General features: G+C 39.4%; 18 protein-coding genes and 1 CRISPR repeat array (1 of these 19 cut by a window edge). Of the genes, 15 read left to right on the top strand and 3 right to left on the bottom strand.

Going from position 1 to position 19,978, the window contains the following annotated elements; genetic code table 11:
* Window positions 1-55: 55 nt before the first annotated feature.
* Both ACYSNO_RS02780 and ACYSNO_RS02775 read left to right on the top strand, forming a co-directional pair.
* A complete protein-coding gene (locus ACYSNO_RS02780; RefSeq protein ID WP_461729533.1) occupies window positions 56-1,807 on the top strand; it encodes an ABC transporter ATP-binding protein in 1,752 nt (583 codons plus the stop codon).
* The gene (locus tag ACYSNO_RS02775; RefSeq protein ID WP_461729532.1) at window positions 1,807-3,588 is read left to right on the top strand and encodes an ABC transporter ATP-binding protein; all 1,782 of its coding nucleotides are present in this window, start codon (window positions 1,807-1,809) and stop codon (window positions 3,586-3,588) included. Before ACYSNO_RS02780 ends, ACYSNO_RS02775 begins: the two co-directional genes overlap by 1 nt.
* Before the next feature lie 160 nt (window positions 3,589-3,748).
* On the opposite strand, the gene ACYSNO_RS02770 is transcribed toward ACYSNO_RS02775, so the two are convergent.
* Both ACYSNO_RS02770 and ACYSNO_RS02765 read right to left on the bottom strand, forming a co-directional pair.
* Window positions 3,749-4,228: a glutathione peroxidase gene (locus ACYSNO_RS02770; protein ID WP_461729531.1), complete on the bottom strand. Its 480-nt coding sequence runs from the start codon at window positions 4,226-4,228 to the stop codon at window positions 3,749-3,751.
* A gap of 84 nt (window positions 4,229-4,312) precedes the next feature.
* Window positions 4,313-5,692, bottom strand: a complete 1,380-nt coding sequence (locus ACYSNO_RS02765) for an MATE family efflux transporter (RefSeq protein ID WP_461729530.1) — start codon at window positions 5,690-5,692, stop codon at window positions 4,313-4,315.
* Window positions 5,693-5,865: 173 nt separating this feature from the next.
* Between ACYSNO_RS02765 and trxB the strand changes: the two genes are divergently transcribed.
* The 5 genes from trxB to thrB all read left to right on the top strand — a co-directional run bounded on the left by trxB (window position 5,866) and on the right by thrB (window position 11,311).
* The gene (gene trxB / locus ACYSNO_RS02760; RefSeq protein ID WP_461729528.1) at window positions 5,866-6,798 is read left to right on the top strand and encodes a thioredoxin-disulfide reductase; all 933 of its coding nucleotides are present in this window, start codon (window positions 5,866-5,868) and stop codon (window positions 6,796-6,798) included.
* Window positions 6,799-6,982: 184 nt separating this feature from the next.
* A complete protein-coding gene (locus ACYSNO_RS02755; RefSeq protein ID WP_461729527.1) occupies window positions 6,983-8,707 on the top strand; it encodes a phospho-sugar mutase in 1,725 nt (574 codons plus the stop codon).
* A gap of 52 nt (window positions 8,708-8,759) precedes the next feature.
* Window positions 8,760-9,053, top strand: a complete 294-nt coding sequence (locus tag ACYSNO_RS02750; protein ID WP_461729526.1) for an ArsR/SmtB family transcription factor — start codon at window positions 8,760-8,762, stop codon at window positions 9,051-9,053.
* Between the two features lie 124 nt (window positions 9,054-9,177).
* A complete protein-coding gene (locus ACYSNO_RS02745) occupies window positions 9,178-10,446 on the top strand; it encodes a homoserine dehydrogenase (RefSeq protein WP_461729525.1) in 1,269 nt (422 codons plus the stop codon).
* Entirely contained in the window at window positions 10,436-11,311 is an 876-nt protein-coding gene (gene thrB, locus ACYSNO_RS02740) for a homoserine kinase (RefSeq protein ID WP_461729524.1), read from the top strand. Before ACYSNO_RS02745 ends, thrB begins: the two co-directional genes overlap by 11 nt.
* Before the next feature lie 62 nt (window positions 11,312-11,373).
* Here the strand turns inward: thrB and ACYSNO_RS02735 are convergent, their stop codons facing one another.
* Entirely contained in the window at window positions 11,374-12,231 is an 858-nt protein-coding gene (locus ACYSNO_RS02735) for a pyruvate, water dikinase regulatory protein (protein ID WP_461729523.1), read from the bottom strand.
* A gap of 91 nt (window positions 12,232-12,322) precedes the next feature.
* On the opposite strand from ACYSNO_RS02735, the gene ACYSNO_RS02730 reads away from it, so the two are divergent.
* From ACYSNO_RS02730 to era, 8 genes are all read left to right on the top strand, one after another.
* On the top strand, window positions 12,323-12,754 hold the full coding sequence (locus ACYSNO_RS02730; protein ID WP_461729522.1) for a Fur family transcriptional regulator: 432 nt from the start codon (window positions 12,323-12,325) through the stop codon (window positions 12,752-12,754).
* Window positions 12,755-12,953: 199 nt separating this feature from the next.
* Complete coding sequence (rpsU, locus tag ACYSNO_RS02725) at window positions 12,954-13,130, top strand: 30S ribosomal protein S21 (RefSeq protein ID WP_002356740.1); 177 nt, start codon at window positions 12,954-12,956, stop codon at window positions 13,128-13,130.
* 40 nt (window positions 13,131-13,170) lie between these two features.
* Window positions 13,171-13,620, top strand: a complete 450-nt coding sequence (locus ACYSNO_RS02720; RefSeq protein WP_461729521.1) for a GatB/YqeY domain-containing protein — start codon at window positions 13,171-13,173, stop codon at window positions 13,618-13,620.
* A gap of 193 nt (window positions 13,621-13,813) precedes the next feature.
* Window positions 13,814-14,773, top strand: a complete 960-nt coding sequence (locus tag ACYSNO_RS02715) for a PhoH family protein (RefSeq protein WP_461729520.1) — start codon at window positions 13,814-13,816, stop codon at window positions 14,771-14,773.
* Between the two features lie 30 nt (window positions 14,774-14,803).
* Window positions 14,804-17,014 carry an HD family phosphohydrolase gene (locus tag ACYSNO_RS02710; RefSeq protein WP_461729519.1) on the top strand — a complete coding sequence of 737 codons (2,211 nt, stop codon included), beginning with the start codon at window positions 14,804-14,806 and terminating at the stop codon, window positions 17,012-17,014.
* Window positions 17,004-17,477 (top strand): rRNA maturation RNase YbeY, encoded by a 474-nt coding sequence (gene ybeY / locus ACYSNO_RS02705; protein WP_461729518.1) that lies wholly within the window; start codon window positions 17,004-17,006, stop codon window positions 17,475-17,477. Before ACYSNO_RS02710 ends, ybeY begins: the two co-directional genes overlap by 11 nt.
* Window positions 17,455-17,859 carry a diacylglycerol kinase family protein gene (locus ACYSNO_RS02700; RefSeq protein ID WP_461729713.1) on the top strand — a complete coding sequence of 135 codons (405 nt, stop codon included), beginning with the start codon at window positions 17,455-17,457 and terminating at the stop codon, window positions 17,857-17,859. Before ybeY ends, ACYSNO_RS02700 begins: the two co-directional genes overlap by 23 nt.
* Before the next feature lie 15 nt (window positions 17,860-17,874).
* The gene (era, locus tag ACYSNO_RS02695; protein WP_461729517.1) at window positions 17,875-18,774 is read left to right on the top strand and encodes a GTPase Era; all 900 of its coding nucleotides are present in this window, start codon (window positions 17,875-17,877) and stop codon (window positions 18,772-18,774) included.
* Between the two features lie 338 nt (window positions 18,775-19,112).
* A CRISPR array of direct repeats spans window positions 19,113-19,978; the repeat unit is 32 nt; unit sequence GTCGCATCCTTTATGGGTGCGTGGATTGAAAT; it runs 357 nt beyond the window's last position.

Here is a 19,978-nt window from a genome sequence, read left to right as displayed (position 1 = left end):
CGGGCTGTGTCTAGCCCGTTTTTTTTAAGGAGATTCAAGGAAAGGTGGAGGAAAAATGTCAATTTTTCGAAAACTTGGTTGGTTTTTTAAAGAAGAGAAAAAACATTATATTATCGGAATTTTTTCTTTAGTAATGGTGGCAATTGTGCAACTCGTTCCACCAAAGGTTATTGGAATTATTATTGATAAGATTGCCGCAGAGACGATTCACATGCGAGAAATTATTTCATGGATTGGTTTATTAGTCTTAGCAGCTATTTTACAGTACACTTTCCGCTTTATTTGGCGGACAAACATTTGGGGAAGTGCTGCTCGCCTAGAGAGAAGTTTGCGGCGTCAGTTGTTTCGTCATTTTACACAAATGGATCATTTGTTTTATCAAAAGTATCGAACGGGCGATTTAATGGCGCACGCAACCAACGATCTTTCCGCGATTCAAAACGTGGCAGGTGCTGGGATTTTAACTTTTGCTGATTCGATGATTACAGGAGGCATGACTTTATTAGCCATGATGATTTTTGTCGATTGGCGATTAACGCTCGTTGCGTTAATCCCACTGCCACTTTTGGCGGTCGCTTCACGTGTGTTAGGCTCAAAACTGCATATAGCTTTTCGTGACTCGCAAGAAGCTTTCTCAGCAATCAACGATAAGGCGCAAGAAAGTATTACCGGAATGAAAGTGATTAAAACATTTGGGCAAGAACAAGAAGACATTGTTGAGTTTAAGGGAAAAGTTGATCAAGCCATTCAAAAAAATCGTCGTGTGAATTTTTTGGATGCACTTTTTGATCCGGCGATCACATTGATTATTGGGCTTTCCTATGTCTTAACCATCATTGTTGGTGGACAATTTATTATGAATCAAGTGATTACTGTGGGGCAGCTCGTTTCTTTCGTGAGTTATATTGGGATGCTTGTCTGGCCAATGTTTGCCATAGGACGCCTTTTCAACGTCTTGGAAAGAGGGAATGCGAGTTACGATCGGGTGTCCGAGTTGCTACGAGAACGTACGCATATTGAAGAAGCATTTAATGCGCGGAAAGTACCAGCCAAAGGGGATTTATCATTAGATATTGCATCTTTCACTTACCCAGATGGGCATCGACCAGCGTTGGAAGACATTCAAGTGGCGATAAAAGAAGGGGACGTCTTAGGCATTGTTGGAAAAACAGGTGCTGGAAAAACAACCTTATTAAAGCTACTGATGCGTGAATACGATCATTACGAAGGCCGAATTTTATTTGATGGGGACAATATTAAACAATATACTTTAGATGCCTTATTACAGTCGATTGGTTACGTTCCACAAGATCATTTTCTCTTTTCAATGAGCATTCGGGACAATATTCGCTTTGCTGATCCGTTGCTTTCACAAGAAAAGGTGGATCAAGCCGCGTCGCTTGCAGAGATTCATGAGGATGTCGTTGCTTTTACAGAAGGTTATGACACCTTAGTTGGGGAACGTGGGGTTTCACTATCTGGAGGGCAAAAGCAACGTGTTTCGATTGCGCGTGCCTTGATTACGAACCCCGAACTGTTAATTTTGGATGATGCCTTATCCGCTGTCGATGCTAAGACTGAGGAAGGAATTCTATCAAATCTCAAAGCATACCGTCAAAATAAAACGACGATTATTGCAGCCCATCGTCTGAGTAGTGTCATGCATGCGCAAGAAATATTGGTCTTAGATGAAGGCCGAATTGTTGAACGTGGTCCCCATGAAAGACTCGTTGCTTCCGGCGGTTGGTATCAAAAAATGTGGGAAAAACAACAATTAGAAGCAGAAATTGAAGGAGGAGAGAGCTAATGCAAAAGGATCAATCCGCTTGGGCTAAATCAATACCTTTTAAAGAACAACTTGCGGTAATTAAACGCCTGCTTGTCTATGCGAAACCCTTTCGCGTGACCTTTTTACTCGCAATTGGCTTTGCCTTAATCTTAGCCACCATTAACGTTTTGCTACCTAGAATTTTACAAACATTGATTGACCGCTTCTTAATTACTGACCAAGCAACGGTGCAAATCATTTTATTTTTTGCTTTCCTTTATCTACTTGGGACAATATTAAAAGCACTGATTTGGTTCTTTCAATGGTTTTTATATTCCACCGCTTCATTAAAGAGCTATCAACACATTCGGGTAAAGCTGTTTGAAAAACTGCATACCTTAGGGATGCGTTATTTTGATCAAACGCCTGCAGGCTCCATCGTTTCTCGCGTGTCAAACGATACAGAGACTTTGTTTGAGTTTTGGCAAGTTTTCTTAACGGTCATTACGGGAATTTTTGCGATTGTTTCATCTTTTCTCGCAATGTTTCAAATTAACCGCCAAATCGCCTTAACCATTTTAGTTTTCTTACCTGTTTTAGGTTTTGTCATTTGGTACTATCAAAGTTTCAGTTCGCGAGTGTATCGTCAAATGCGTGAAAAATTAAGTCAATTGAATACGAAATTAAATGAATCCATCTCAGGGATGCAAATCATTCAACAGTTTCGTCAGGAAAAACGCTTCATGAAAGAATTTGAAGCGACCAATGATGACTATTTAGCAACACGCTACGCGATGATTCGGATGAACTCATTATTGTTAGGCCCGATTATTAGTTTACTCTATACTTTTGCTTTAGCTGTAGTCTTAACTGCTTTTGGATTTCAGGCATTAGAATCGCCTGTTGAAGTTGGGCTGATTTATGCTTTTGCGACCTACGTACAAACTTTTTTCAATCCGATGACACAGATGATGGATTTCTTAAGTACGTTTACGGACGGCGTTGTGGCGGGGAGTCGTGTCTTACGAATTATTGATGAGACAGAATATACTCCCCAGCAACACCCACATGCCGCTGCAAAAATTTTACAAGGAAAAATTGAGTTTCGTCAGGTGACGTTTTCTTATGATGGTCAAGTGAATGTCTTAGAAAACATTTCGTTTATTGCGTATCCTGGAGAAACCGTGGCATTAGTTGGACATACCGGTAGTGGGAAAAGCTCGATCATCAACGTTCTAATGCGATTTTATGAATTTGGTGAGGGACAAATCCTGATTGATGATCAAGATATTCGTGATTTTTCCTTAGAAGAATTACGTCAAAAAATGGGGCTTGTTTTGCAGGATGCCTTTATGTTTTATGGCAATATTGCAGATAATATTCGCTTGTTAAACCCGGCAATTACAGATGAAGAAGTCGTACAGGCGGCAAAATTTGTACAAGCCGATCGCTTTATTGAGCAATTACCAGATACGTATAATGCGAAGGTCATTGAACGAGGAGCGAGTTATTCAAGCGGTCAAAGACAATTAATTTCTTTTGCACGCACCATGGTAACCCAGCCAAAAATCCTCGTCTTGGACGAAGCAACGGCGAATATTGATACAGAAACAGAAAGCTTGATTCAACAAGGCTTAGCGAATATGCGTCAAGGTCGGACAACGATAGCCATTGCTCATCGCCTTTCGACCATCCGTGATGCGAACTTGATTTTGGTCTTAGAAAAAGGCAAAATTGTGGAGCGCGGCAATCATGAGGAGTTGTTGCAAAAAGCAGGTCTTTACGCAGCGATGTATCAATTACAAAGTAGTGAAGTCTAACAAGTTTGCCACGAGCGAACCGATTCTGTGAGTCTAAGCAGTTCTTCTTTGAAGTATGAAAAAAGAGCCATAACAAAAAAATCCCTCGTGTCGTGTGTGCTAGTGAAAGAAACAAACTAGACAACGACGCGAGGCTTTTTTAAGGGTCATGGCTCTTTTTTTATTCTGCTTTTAAATATTTTTCGATGGATGGAATCATTACTGAAGGTTCTGTTTTGGGTGCAAAACGTTCAACAACTTCTCCTTGACGATTGACCAAAAATTTCGTGAAATTCCATTTAATATCGTCAACGAGTAAACCGGAAGCCGTCGTTTGAAGGTATTGGTAGAGCGGGTCGGCTTGTTCTCCATTTAAAACTGTTAGCGTATGCATAGGAAAAGTGACGCCATATGTCAGGCGGCAAGCCTCGGCCGCTTCATGGCCAGTAGCAAGTTCTTGTTTGAATTGATTTGATGGAAAACCGAGAATAACGAGTCCTTGATCTTGGTAGGTCTCATAAATTTTTTCAAGTGCTTCAAATTGTGGTGTGAGGCCGCATTTTGTAGCAGTATTGACAATTAAAACGACTTTTCCTTGATACTTTTCCAGTGAATAATGCTCTCCATTTTCAAGGGTAGCTGTAAATTGGTAAATTGACATTTTTATCCTCTCCTTTTTTTAAGTATACAAGAAGAAAAAAAAAGAACCTAAAAAAACGACTTGAAAAAATCAAGTCGTTTTGTATTAAGTGGTTATTTCTTCGAGTGTACTTTCTTGATGCAATACCGATTTAGAACGCCAAATTCCAGAGCGCCAACGTCGAATCATCAAGATCGCTCGTAAGGCTTCATCAATAGCGTAGGCAATCCAAACACCCACGAGTCCCATACCAGCCCAAATGGCAAGAGAATAGGAGAAGGGGAGGCTAATCACCCATAAGACAATTAAACTACAAATTAGGGGGAATTTAACATCGCCACTTGCGTTTAGAGAACCGACTAAAATCATGTTAATCGAGCGCATGGTTTCTAAAACAATTTCAACTAAGAAGACCTCTTTTGCAATGTGGATGACTTCTTCGTTACTTGTGAAAATTCCCATAATGGGTTCAATAAAAATAAAAGTTAAGAGGCAAATAATTAAAGAAGCGCTGACGCCAATCACAGTTGTACGTACACCACGCGTATAGGCACGGTCAAATTCACCCGCACCGACATTTCGGCCAATCATAATTTGATTTCCTTGGCTCAAGGCAGAAGCAATCAAGTAAACAAATTGTGTAATCGCACTAATATAAGATTTGGCAATTAAAACACTTGCTCCAAGTGAAGCCACAATCATTGTTACCACAACTTGTGCCCCTTGGTAAGAAAGTGATTCTCCTGATGAAGGCAAACCGTAAGTTAAAATTGATTTTAGAATAGGTAGGGAGATTTTTTTTATCCGTACTGAGAAAATAGAAAAACCAACATAGCGTTTCAGTAAGACGATAGAAATAATTAAACCTAAGGTATTCCCAAAAACACTTGAGTAGGCAAGACCTGTCACACCAAAGCTAGGTAAGCCGAACGGTTGATACAAGACAAAGTAATTCCCAATCACAGAGAGAATACTTGCCGTCATGGGTACTAGTAGAGCCGGCTTCGTATGCCCGTGCGTTCTTAAGACGGCAATAATGACTGCCGATAATGCAGAAACAACTAGACTACCACCAAAGATTTGTAGATAGCTATTTCCAATTTGAATCAGTTCGTTATTTAAGTTCATAAAGGCCAGTAATTGACGAGAAAAAGAAAAGAAAACAAAACTAATGATAAGTCCAATGCCTAAAGAACCAAATAAAGCTGTATTAATGACATATTTAATCTCGTGTTGTTTTTTTGCACCAATGTATTGTGCGATAATGATTTGGGTCCCAATGGTGATGAAACCGTAAACAAAAACCATTAGATTTAATAATTGGTTTGCTGCACCCACGGAGGCAACAGCTGGCTCTGAGTAGTGAGAAATCATCCAAACGTTGATATTTCCGATTACGACTCTTAAAAAGAGTTCGACGAATATCGGCCAACTTAGAAAAATAAGCTCACGATCAGAGGGGGTAAATCTTTTTATACTTGCCAAATCTTGATCCCTCTCTTATAGTTATTATTTGTGATGTCTTGGCAATTTTACAAGATAAGGTAGAAATGTCAAGAGTTTTCATTGTTTCTGAGAGATTTTTTTAAGCAGATGATTAGACAAGGACTCAGGAAAAGAATAAAGTAATTGTAGCGAGAACAACGGAGGGAATTATTATGTTAGATGTTATTGTAATCGGAGCAGGACCAGCTGGAATGACAGCTGCACTTTATGCTTCAAGATCAAATTTATCCGTCTTATTAATCGAACGAGGAGCACCGGGTGGCCAAATGAATAACACGGCGGAAATTGAGAACTATCCAGGATTTGACCGCGTGATGGGGCCAGAGTTAGCAGAAAAAATGTATACACCCTTAGAAAAATTTGGTACACAACATGCCTATGGTATTGTAGAAGGATTGAAAGATTGTGGTGCGTATAAAGAAGTCAAAACAGATAGCCAAACCTATCAAGCAAAAACCGTGATTATTGCAACTGGATGTGAACATCGACAATTGGGTGTCAAAGGCGAACATGAATTTGCTGGACGAGGAGTTTCTTATTGTGCGGTTTGTGATGGCGCGTTTTTCCGTAACCGTAAACTTTTAGTCATTGGTGGCGGTGATTCGGCTGTAGAAGAAGCTTTGTTTTTAACGCAATTTGCTTCAGAAGTTGTCATTGTCCATCGACGTGATGAACTACGTGCGCAAAAGGTCATCCAAGATCGTGCATTTGCCAATCCAAAGATCTCCTTTTTATGGGATTCAGTTGTCAAAGAAATTTTAGGGAATAAAATGAGCATGACAGGTGCCCAAATTGAAAATGTAAAAACGGGCGAGGTAACGGAAGTGGAAGCAGGCGGAGTCTTTATTTATGTCGGCCTTGACCCACTGACAGAAGCCTTCAAAGATTCAGGGATTACAAATGAAGAGGGTTGGATTTTAACAGACGATGAGATGCGTACAAATCTCCCGGGCGTTTATGCGATTGGAGACGTGCGTGAAAAAACGCTACGCCAAATCACAACCGCAGTAGGAGATGGCAGCATTGCAGGCCAGCAAGTTTTCCAATACATCGAAGAACAAAAGGAAATCAAAGTAACGGTCTAACACCTGACAAACAATGAAATAAATGTTATTTTACCAAGCAAGGGATGCGAAGGGGCAGATGATTGTCTTTTCCTCCTTTGTTTTTTGTTTGAATTAACTTTGAAAGGACTTCTGCTCTTTTCGTCTAAACTTAATAATGGTATAATCAATTTATCTATTTATTTTGAAAGTGAGGTTTTCTGCGATGTCTTGGAGAAAAGTTTATGAACAATGGTTAAATGACGAACGCTTAGAAACAAATTTAAAAAAACAATTAGGTGATTTGTCTGAAAATGAAACGGCCTTAGAAGATGCTTTTTATGCGCCTCTTGAGTTTGGGACAGCAGGTATGCGAGGGATTTTAGGTCCAGGAATCAATCGTATGAATATTTATACGATCCGCCAAGCAACAGAAGGACTCGCTCGCTTCATGGATACACAAGATGCAGCGACAAAAAAACGTGGTGTAGCAATTGCTTATGACTCTCGCCATTTCTCACCGGAGTTTGCTTTAGAAGCGGCAAAAACGTTGGCACAACATGAAATCCCTTCTTTTGTCTTTGAAAGCTTACGCCCAACACCAGAACTATCTTTTGCAGTTCGGCACTTAAAGACCTTTACAGGAATCATGATTACTGCCTCGCATAATCCAGCAGATTATAATGGGTACAAAGTGTATGGGGAAGATGGCGGTCAAATGCCACCAGCCGATGCTGATGCTTTAACAGCCTTTGTACGTGAAATTGAAAACTCACTGGATATTCCGGTCATGTCTGAAGAAGAAGCAAAAGAAAAAGGCCTGATTCAGATGATTGGTGAAGCAGTCGATCAAGCTTATTTAGAAGAAATTAAAACGGTAACCATTAACCAGGCGCTAATTGATGAAATGGGTGAAGAATTAAAACTGGTCTACACCCCCCTTCATGGTACAGGAAAGATGTTAGGCGAACGCGCTTTAACGCAAGCCGGCTTTAAAAAGTTCCTGATTGAACCGACACAAGGAGAGCCAGATCCCAATTTCAGTACAGTAAAATCACCAAACCCTGAAGAACCTTCTGCCTTTGAATACGCAATCGCATTGGGTAAAAAAGAAGGTGCAGACTTACTCATTGCAACCGATCCAGATGCCGATCGATTGGGGGCTGCCGTTCGTTTACCAAATGGTGAATATCAAGTTTTAACGGGGAATCAAATTGGTGCAATCCTCATTCACTATCTTTTAGAAGCGCATAAAGAAGCAGGAACATTGCCCGCTAATGCCGCTGTATTAAAATCAATTGTTTCAAGTGAATTACCGACAGCAATTGCGAATCATTATGGTGTGGAAATGATTAACGTTTTAACTGGTTTTAAATTTATTGCAGAAAAAATTCAACAATACGAAGAAGACCACTCACACACCTTTATGTTTGGGTTTGAAGAAAGCTACGGGTATTTAGTGAAACCTTTTGTCCGAGACAAAGATGCCATCCAAGCGCTTGTTTTATTTGCAGAGGTCGCTGCTTACTACAAAAAACAAGGGAAAACAGTTTACGATGCTCTTGAAAAGATTTTTGAAACCTTTGGACACTTTGCTGAGAAAACCATTTCTGTTACGATGAGTGGTCAAGAAGGATCGGCGCAAATTGCAGCCTTAATGAAGAAATTCCGTCAACAAGCTCCCCAATCTTTTGCAGATGTGGCAGTAACACAGACAGAGGATTTCAAAGAATTGACCAAATTAACTGCAGATGGTAGGATAGAAAAACTAACGACACCGCCATCAGATGTGTTAAAATATGTGTTAGCAGATGAGAGCTGGATTGCTGTTCGTCCTTCTGGAACAGAGCCGAAAATGAAATTTTATATCGGTGTGAAAGCGAAAACGCAAGCAGCTGCAAATCAAAAAATTGCAGCTTTAGAAACTGCAATTAATGAAATTGTTGGGTAAAGTCGTTTGAAAAAGAAGAACAGTAAAAAGTACTTTACTGCGGAGGTGTTTTATGCGGAACTTACCAACACTTCAAGAAATAGAAGAAGCGAGTCGGATTTTTAAACTTTTAAGTGATCGCACCCGTCTAAAGATTCTGCTCTCCTTGGAACAAGGCGAACGTAACGTAACGTCAATTGCAGAGGTGGTGGATATGGAGCAATCAGCTGTATCCCATCAATTAAAATTGCTACGAGAAAACCGGATGGTCAAATCGCGTAGAGAAGGAAAAACCGTGTTATATCGTTTAGACGACGATCATGTATTTGATATTTTAGCGCAAGCCCTCGAACATACGCGTCATTAAATCGTAAAAAAGGGAAGGAATTTCATTCTTCTCTTTTTTTTTGGGGAGATTTTTGCTATATTAGAACTAATTATTAAAATTAGGTGATTTGATTTCTAATAATATTTTAAGAATAGGAGCGCATATGAAAAAAGAACGAAAAATTGGCTTATTAGGTCTAGGAGTTGTTGCGACAGGAGTTGTCGAGCTACTAGCAAAACAAAGTGAAAAGATTGCGGAACAAACAGGTGTGACTTTCAAATTAGCCAAAGTGCTAGTCTTGGATAAAACAGGCAAGGAAGCCATTGCCCGAACACATGGTTTTGAATTGGTTACGAGTTTGGAAGAAATCACAGAAGATCCAACGATTGACGTGGTTATTGAATTGATTGGTCGTATTTCTCCAGCCAAAGAATACATTTTAGCTGCGCTCAATCAAAAAAAACACGTCATTACGGCAAATAAAGATTTAATCGCACAACATGGCCCACAACTCATTCAAACAGCAGCCAAAAATCAAGTCGGATTTTACTATGAGGCGAGCGTTGCGGGAGGTATTCCAATTTTACGGAGTTTGTCAACGAGTTATTTAGCCGATGAAATCACAAGTATTCAAGGAATTGTTAATGGGACAACAAACTACATGTTAACCCAGATGGTTGAAAATAAGTTGGAATATACAGAAGCACTCGCACAAGCGCAGGCTTTGGGTTTCGCAGAATCGGATCCAACCAACGATGTTGATGGGATTGATGCTGCTTATAAAATGATCATTTTAGGTGCTTTTGCTTTTGGTGTTGAGTTAAGCTTAAACGATTTAACAATTGAAGGGATTCGTGGATTAGCGTTGACTGATATTGCGAGTGCACAAAGCTTAGGGTATGAAGTAAAACTGATTGGTGAAGTGAAAAAAATTAATGGTGGATTGACTGCTTCGGTTGGTCCGATTCTAGTTCCGCAAAGCCACCCCTTAGCGATGATAAAAAACGAAAATAATGGCATTTACATTGAAAGTGAAGGGATTGGGCAATCACTCTTTTATGGACCAGGAGCCGGTGCATTCCCAACGGCAACGAGCATATTATCTGATTTGTTCACACTCGGTCACTTAATACAAGAAACCACCAGTGTGACGCCTTTCAATCCATTGAAAAAATCTATGGCAAAGATTGCGCCAACAGTGGTGGAAAAGCATTATTACCTAAGCGTCACCTTCCCAACGAATAGAGAGAAAACATTATTATCTTCTAAAATCAATCGATTCGTTTCTTTTGAAGTAGAAGAAGAGGCACGTTTGCTCTTGTTAACGAAAGCTTTAACGGATGAAACATTACAAGAATTATTGGATTTAATCAACCAAGAAGCCACTGTTCAAGGTGTGATTCGCATGATAGGAGAATACAATGAAAATTAGAGTTCCGGCAACAAGCGCCAATTTAGGACCAGGCTTTGATTCTTGCGGCATTGCTTTGTCCTTATATCTATTTATTGATGTCTTAGAACAACAGGAAGAGTGGGAGATTCTTCATGATTTAGGAGCAGATGTGCCAACGGATGCTTCAAACCTTATGATCCAAACCGCGTTAGATTTAGTTCCTGCTCTCCCGCCACATAAACTGAAAATGAGTTCAAATATTCCTTTGGCAAGAGGCTTAGGCAGCAGCTCTTCGGTGATTGTAGCTGGGATTGAATTAGCCAATCGACTAGGCGGTTTAAATCTTTCACCAAAGGATAAAGTCGAATTAGCGACGCGAATTGAAGGACACCCAGACAATGTGGCACCAGCCATTTGCGGGGACTTTGTGGTTGCTTGTTATTTCCCAGATCGACGTCAAGACAGCGTGAGCCACGTGAAGCATTATTTCCCAGAATGTGACATTATTGCTTTTATCCCAAGCAATGAATTGCTGACTACGGCTAGTCGCGAAGTATTGCCGACTTCGTTTTCTTATAGGGAAGCGGTCGAAGCAAGTAGCATTGCCAATGTCATGATTGCAGCTGTCATCAATGGGAATTTGCCTCTAGCTGGCAAGATGATGCAAGAAGATCGATGGCATGAAAAATACCGTCAAAAGTTGGTACCGCATTTGACAAATATTCGTCAGCTTTGCAAGGAAACAGGAGCTTATGGCTGCTATTTAAGTGGCGCTGGTCCAACTGTGATGATCTTGTCGCCAGAAGATAAGAGTGAAGCGATGGTTAAGTCATTAAAACGTCTCGATTCAACGGCACGTATTGAAATACTTTCAATCGACCGTGAAGGCATTCAAGTTTTTTAACTGGAAAAGAAAAAATAAGGACCTGCGATAAAAATCGTCGGTCCTTATTTGGTGTCGGTCCCTTATTCTTCAGTGTCTTCAGTAATATAATAACTATGGTCTTCTAAATCAAGGGCATTTAAAATCATTGAGGCCGTTTCTTCAATCGACAAACTCGCGACGTTAATAATAATACAGCCCAATTTATGGTATAGCTCGTTTGCAAAGGCGAGTTCTGACTTGATTTTTTCAATATCTGAATAGGCGGTATCCGGATTTAAGCCATAAGCAATCATCCGTTCTTTCCGAATACTATTCAAGACTTCTGGATCATTTGTCAAGCCAACGATTTTTTTGGGATCAATTTCCCATAACTGTTTAGGGATATGAGCTTGTGGCACGATAGGCAAATTGGCAATTTTTAAATTTTTATTGGCTAAAAAAAGACTCAATGGTGTTTTAGATGTCCGAGAAACACCTAACAAAACAACATCGGCTTCAAGAAACCCACGGGGATCTTTGCCGTCATCATATTTCACAGCAAATTCCATGGCTTTGATTCGTTTAAAATAGTTTTTGTTTAAGTGATGCAAAGCGCCTGGTTCTCTTTTAGGCGCAATGCCTGTTCGCCGTTCGACTTCTGACACAGAAGGCGTCAAGACATCAAAATGAAACAATTCGCTGGCTTCGCAAAAATGGTCGGTTAGTTCGACCAACTCTTCATTAATCAAGGTGTGTAAAATCATTGCTTGATGTTTTTTGGCATCTGTTAACGCTTTGATTAGGGCATCTTTGGTTGTAATAAAGGTACGACGAAAAATTTCAAACTCGACAGTTGGGTATTGTGCCATTGTTGCTTGCGCCAGTTTTGAGGCGGTTTCACCCGCTGAATCGGAAATAATAAAAAAAGTTACGGTTTCTCTGTTGTTTTTCTCAGTCATAAGCATCCCTCACTTGCAATTTATTCACTCTTATTATACCATACAGTCGATTAAGTATTTGTATCGATTTTAAGATCGGAGGGAAATCTTTGTGGAAAACCAATTATCTGTTAAGGGTGCGTTAGAAATTTTGAAAGCCAGTGGAAAAAAACATACACAAACCAGAGAGCAAATGCTCCGTTTTCTTGCGCAATCCAATCGGTATGTTTCAGCAAAAGAAGTACATATGAATCTATCGCAAGCCTCCCCTCGGTTGAGTCAAGACACGGTCTATCGGAATTTACATGAATTTTCACAAATGGGTATTTTAGAAGAAACAGAGTTAAATAGTGAGATGCATTTTCGTTTTCATTGCGTGACCCCAGGATCCAAGCATCACCATCACCATTTTATTTGTACCAATTGTGGTCGAACAAAAGAACTGGCACTTTGTCCAATGGATTTTTTTCAAGAGCAACTACCAGGCTGTCTAATCGAAGATCATCGTTTTGAAATTTTTGGGAAATGTGAGTCTTGCCATTAAATGAAATGCTGGGATGAAAGAAAAAAGACGCAATGGTTCGTTTATTGCACGAAAAACGAAAAAAAGATGGAAGATTTTATCAGAACAGCTTGACACGATTTCAAGGCTTCGCTATAATTTTTAAAGGACAGTATTGTGAATGTTAAATATTATCACTCACAAAAACGGTTACTTTTTAGGCTCGGAGGGAGGGATTAACATGTCAAAAACAGTCGTTCGCAAAAACGAGTCTCTTGATGATGCTCTTCGTCGCTTCAAACGTTCCGTTTCAAAAGCAGGTACATTGCAAGAATCACGTAAACGTGAGTTTTATGAGAAACCAAGCGTGAAACGTAAGAAAAAATCTGAAGCTGCTAGAAAACGTAAAAAATTCTAATTGCTCGTTTTTCTAGAGGCAAAGAATTGGAGTTGGTAGTGTGTCACTACTCAGCAGATTGAACGATGACTTGAAGTTAGCGATGAAAGCAAAAGAAAAAACAGTTTTGCAGGTGATTCGCATGATTAAAGCGTCGTTGCAAAATGAACAAATTAAACTTGGTAGAGAATTAACGGAAGAAGAAGAACTAACGGTGTTGACTCGTGAGATGAAACAACGACGGGATTCTCTGGTTGAATTTCAAAAAGCCAATCGTGATGATTTGGTCGAAAAAGTGGAAATAGAAATAAAAATTGTTGAAAAATACTTGCCAGAACAATTAACAGAAGAAGAAATTCGTCAAATTGTTGTGGCGGCAATTGAAGCATCCAATGCCACTTCACCCCAAGCATTTGGACAGGTGATGGGAAAGGTGATGCCTCAAGTAAAAGGCAAAGCCGATGGGAATTTGGTCAATGCCATTGTAAAAGCACAATTAAATAAACTGTAACCACTAGAAAGGTTGTTGGGGATTTCCCCGACGCCTTTTTTATTTGGAATCAAGCCTAAAAATGTCTTTGAAATAGACGGAATTCGTCAAAAAAAAAGATTCTTTCTCATCTTTTCTTACGGAAGGAATTCTTCTTTTTGAGAGAATATGGTATCATGAGGAGGAATGTTTTAATAAAGAAGGAGCGATTTTTTTGGCAGAAGAACAAGTATCAATTGAAATTCAGTTAGCTGAGTACGATGATGCCCACCTATTACTAGGTGCCCATGATAAACATATAAAAATCATTGAAGAAGCAACACAAGTGATCATCCGTACCCGAGGTCAGTTGATCCAAATTCAAGGAACCCCCGAAAAAGCTGAAAAAGTTGCCTTAATTATTCGAAGTTTACAAGAACTCATTCATCGTGGCATTCAAATTAGTTCACCCGATGTCATTACAGCTTTAAAAATGGCTGACACTGGGAAAATGAATGAATTTTTAGCGATGTATGAAGAAGAAATCATCAAAGACCGTCAAGGAAAGCCGATTCGGCCAAAAAACTTAGGGCAAAAAAAATATATCAAAGCGATTCAAACGCATGATGTCGTCTTTGGTATTGGTCCAGCTGGGACAGGTAAAACCTTTTTGGCGGTAGTATTAGCAATCCGAGCACTAAAAAAAGGGGAAGTTCAAAAAATTATCTTAACTCGTCCAGCTGTAGAAGCAGGGGAAAATTTGGGTTTTTTACCAGGGGATTTAAAGGAAAAAGTGGATCCCTACTTACGACCAGTCTATGATGCACTTTATCAAGTCTTTGGAATGGAACATACGAATCGCTTGATGGAACGCGGTGTGATCGAAATTGCCCCCTTAGCTTATATGCGTGGTCGGACATTGGATGATGCGTTCGTTATTTTAGATGAAGCCCAAAATGCAACGGTCGCACAAATGAAGATGTTTTTAACCCGTCTTGGCTTCAACTCCAAAATGATTGTTAACGGCGATACGAGTCAGATTGACTTGCCTCGTGGGGTGACAAGCGGTCTCGTTCATGCAGAAAAAACATTGGAGAACATCCCATCGATTTCATTTGTAACCTTCGATGCGCAAGACGTTGTTCGCCATCCTGTTGTCGCGCAAATTATCCAAGCGTATGAACAGAAAGAATGAAAATAGTTAAAACGAAAGAGGTGGAGTACCATGATTATTCAACCTTTAATTAGACTCTATGAAAAACGAGGACGATTTCTTGTCCCGCTTGTTTTAGTTGTCTTTTTCCTTTTCTCTTCCGCAATCGTGTTTTCGAGTGTTCAACAAAAGACGATTGACTATAAAGAGGGACAAGTGGCAGAAAAAAGTATTCGAGCCAATAAAACGATTGAAAATACATTGGCAACCGAACAAAAACGAAAATTAGCTGCGGAATCCGTGACCCCTGAGTATACCTATCAGGAAGATTTGGCGCAAAAGCAAGATCAATTATTGCGCCACCTATTTACGCTGATTGATGAAGTGCGACAAGAAACACTGACGGAAAATGAAAAAAGAACAAAAGCAGCAAAAGACAAAGAAACGGTCCAATTAGTGAGTGTGGATGAAGAAATTGCAGCACTAAAAAAACGTTTGGAACAAATTAATCCAGACGATTTAAGTTTCTATCAAAAAATACCAACGTCTTTTTATCAGGAAATCTTTCCAATGTCTGCAGAAGAGGTAGAACAGGTTCAAACGGAAACCTTGTCTTTAGTTGCAGAACAAATGGCAAATCAAATTCGAGCAACAAATTTGGAGGACGCACAAAAAGAGGCTTACGACCAAGTTACTTTTTTAAATCTTTCAAACAATCAAGCAAAAGCCATTCGCTATTTATTGAATCAAGGAATCGTGGTCAACTCCTTTTTAAATGAAAAACGTACCGAAGAATTAAAACAAGCAGCAAAAGAATCTGTTCAACCAGTAATGATTTTTCAAGGAGAAGTCATCGTTCGAGAAGGAACACAAATCGATGCCAATATGATTGAAAAATTAACGTTATTAGGAATGACCAAACAAAGCACCACTATCTTTCCTTTGGTCTCAATGGTTTTAACGAATCTCTTGCAAATTTTTGTTTTATTATACTTTTTAAAACAACTAAACCATCAAACTCGACGGTTTATTGCCATCATCTTTTATACAGTCATGATGTCTTTTAGTCTCATTGTCATGAAGTTTTTACAGATTTTTCAAATGAACACGATGCAGTATATTCCCTTGCTATTTCCAGCAGCCTTTGTTCCTTTGGTTTTGACGGTATTTATTAGTCGAAGAACGGGTGTACTCGCAGCATTGTTTCAAGTATTACTCGCAACTTTTATTTTTTATGATTCAATTGGAACAAACGTTTTAATTATTATTTTGTTGTCGTACTTGTTTTCTGGGTTGATGGGAACCTTATTAAAACGCAAACGGATTTCAGAACAAGGAGTCGCGGCGCTTGCCTGGATTATTTTCTTCCCGATTTGGATGAGTGTCGTCTTAGTTATTTACCAAGGAATGAGTTTTTCAGATAGTCGCGCTTGGATGAATTTAATCATGAGTCTGATTGGCGGTATTTTATCGCTAGTCTTAACGATGGGACTTCATCCTTATATCGAATTGTTATTAACCGATAATAGTATGATTGTCTTAAATGAGTTGAGTAATCCGAACCATCCTTTACTAAAAAGATTGCTAGAAGAAGCGCCCGGAACGTACCACCATAGTATGATGGTAGCAAACTTAAGTGCCAATGCGGTCGCAGAAATAGGCGGACAGTCATTATTAACACGAGTTGCCTGTTATTATCACGATATCGGCAAACTCAAGCATGCGAATTTTTTCGTAGAGAATTTACCACCAGGCGCCGAAAACCCGCATAACTTTTTATTGCCAAGTGATAGTAAACAAATTATCTTTGGTCACGTATTGGATGGAGCTGAGATTTTAGAACAAAACAAAATGCCCCAAATGGTCATTGACATTTGTCGACAACATCATGGTACAACCTTAATGAAATTCTTTTATTTTAAAGCCAAAGAGCGTGATGAAAAAATTACAGAAGAGGCGTATCGTTATCCAGGTCCAATCCCGCAAACGAAGGAAGCGGCAGTTGTGAGTATTGCAGATAGTTGCGAAGCTGCTGTTCGTGCAATGGATCATCCGACAAATGAGAAGATTAAAGAGTTTGTGACCAATTTGATTCATGATCGATTATTGGATGGACAGTTAGATGATTCTGGCTTAACAATGAAAGAAATAAAAATTATTCAACAATCGCTAGTCAATGGCTTGTGTAGTACCTTCCATTCGAGAATTAAATATCCGAAAATGAAATCAGAAGCTGAGGAAATGAAAGAAGAACAAGAAAGAAGAGAACGCAATGGAAATTAATTTTATTGATGAGACGAAGCAAGTATCGGAAGTAGAGCACCAAGCAATTGACGCTCTGTTACAATTTTCTGCCAACTACTTAAAGTTACCAGAGGAGACCGAGATGTCAGTGACCTTTATGGATAATGAAGGAATTCAAGAAATCAATCGCGTGTATCGAGGAAAAGATGTACCGACAGACGTGATTAGCTTTGCTTTTGAAGAAGAAGGTGAAGACGAGTTATCCATTGTTTTTCCAGATGATTTTGAACAAATCAAAACACTCGGCGACATTATGATTTCAATTGAAAAAGCCAAAGAACAAGCCGAAGAATACGGGCATAGCTATGAGCGTGAGCTAGGATTTTTAGCCCTCCATGGTTTCTTACACTTAAACGGCTACGACCATTTAACACCGGAAGAAGAGGCAGAAATGTTTGGCTTACAAAAAGAAATTTTGGATGCGTATGGCTTACAAAGGTAATAAAGAAGATATAGGTAAAAACAAACATTTTTCGCGCTCAGTTGAATTTGCACTCACAGGAATTAAGACCGTCTTTCGAGAAGAAAGAAATATGCGGGCCCATGCAATCGCCGGTGTACTTGCAATTGTGGTGGGGTTCATTTTTCGGCTAAACCGATGGGAGTGGCTTTGGCTCTTACTAAGTATTTTTTTGGTACTTGTCATGGAAATTGTGAATACTGCTTTTGAAAATGTCGTGGATATGGTAACTGATTTTCATTTTCATTCAATTGGAAAGAATATCAAAGACATGGCGGCAGGAGCAGTGTTGATTACGGCTTTGTTTGCAGTAATCGTTGGATGCTTCATCTTTTTACCTAAAATTTATCAATGGTTTTTTTAAGAAAGAGGGACAAATATGTCAAATTTTAAATCAGGGTTCGTTGCAATCGTAGGACGACCAAACGTAGGGAAATCAACCCTACTAAATCGTATTGTCGGACAAAAAATTGCGATCATGAGTGATAAATCGCAAACGACTCGAAATAAAATTCAAGGAGTGTATACGACAGAGGAAGCACAAATTGTTTTTATCGATACACCCGGTATTCACAAACCTAAACATCGATTGGGGGACTTCATGGTGGCAACAGCTTATAGTGCCATGCGCGAAGTTGATATCGTCATGTTTATGGTTAGTGCCGATAAGAAGCGTGGAAAAGGGGATAATTTAATTATCGAGCGCCTGAAACAAAGCAAGGTACCTGTCTATTTAGTCATTAATAAAATTGATACCGTTCATCCGGATGATTTATTGGAAATCATCGAAGACTATTCTCAACAGATGGACTTTGCAGAAATCGTTCCAATCTCTGCAACAGAAGGTAACAACTTTGATCGTTTAATGGAAACTTTAGTCAGTCAAATGCCTGAAGGTCCCCAATATTTCCCAGAAGATCAAGTGACGGATCACCCAGAACGTTTTATCGTCTCTGAACTCATCCGAGAGAAAGTGTTATTCTTTACTAGAGATGAAGTACCCCACTCGGTTGCCGTGACAATCGAATCGATGAGACGTAACGAGAATGATAAAGTGGAAATTCAAGCGACAGTAATTGTCGAGCGTGATAGCCAAAAAGGAATCATTATTGGTAAGGGCGGAAAAATGTTAAAACTAATTGGTACGAAAGCGCGCCTAGATATCGAGCATTTGCTGGATGATAAAGTTTATTTAGAGTTATGGGTGAAAGTTCAAAAAGACTGGCGCGATAAGAAAACACATCTAACGGACTTTGGTTACAAAGAAGACGAATATTAAGTAAAAGGGGGCTATGACAACTGTCACAGCCTCTTTTACTGTCGAAGCAGACCTAGAGAAGGCAGGTTTGTGTTATAATGGGTGTGAAGGCATTTGATGAAGTGTTCTGGTTTTTAGTAAGAAAATATACGAAATCTGAAAAGCAATTTTCGATGGTTCAGTGCGAATGTCTAGTGAACATCAAAAACCTAGGAGATTCGCACCAATTAAAATGCTTTAAATGATAAAACAATGAGGAAAATAAATGTAAAAAGATTTTTTATATCCGAAGATAAATCTTTTTAGGCGGTTCTCATTGAAAAAAGCTTAAAAAAAGACACGTTTAAGCAAAAATCGCCGTCGCATCCTTTATGGGTGCGTGGATTGAAATATCAATGCCTGGTAGGTATCCACGTTAATACCCAGTCGCATCCTTTATGGGTGCGTGGATTGAAATTCTTTTAACATTATATTCTTTGCTAATCGTTCTTGTCGCATCCTTTATGGGTGCGTGGATTGAAATATAATCAAACGCTGGCACGTTAACAATTGGTGGTAGTCGCATCCTTTATGGGTGCGTGGATTGAAATAATGTCCATCTATCGCCTAACGATCCAGCGCAAGTCGCATCCTTTATGGGTGCGTGGATTGAAATAATATCTGAATTTGTAACAAGTGAACTGTGTAAAGGTCGCATCCTTTATGGGTGCGTGGATTGAAATGTTATCAGAGATACCAGCAGTCAGTAAACTAGCACGTCGCATCCTTTATGGGTGCGTGGATTGAAATTGTAATGAGTAAACATAAATATACATGGGTCAAAGTCGCATCCTTTATGGGTGCGTGGATTGAAATTTATTACAAAGTGCGGACTTCGTCATTCGTGAAGGTCGCATCCTTTATGGGTGCGTGGATTGAAATTTCGGTATCTTCTTTTTATACGGTATTTGGTACGTCGCATCCTTTATGGGTGCGTGGATTGAAATAAACCAATCATAGTAATCTCCCATACTTGATGTACGTCGCATCCTTTATGGGTGCGTGGATTGAAATAATTACATTTGGAAAAAAATTCCATTTATTTAGGTCGCATCCTTTATGGGTGCGTGGATTGAAATTTTGTGATTATGGTAAAAATGGTTTCTTCGCACGTCGCATCCTTTATGGGTGCGTGGATTGAAATTCCACCGCTTGTTTTCTCCAAAACGACGAATCTATCGTCGCA

The organism is Enterococcus sp. LJL98, from assembly GCF_054871745.1.
Note: the sequence above shows the minus strand (reverse complement) of the source record. Positions and strands in the feature narration are given on the sequence as shown.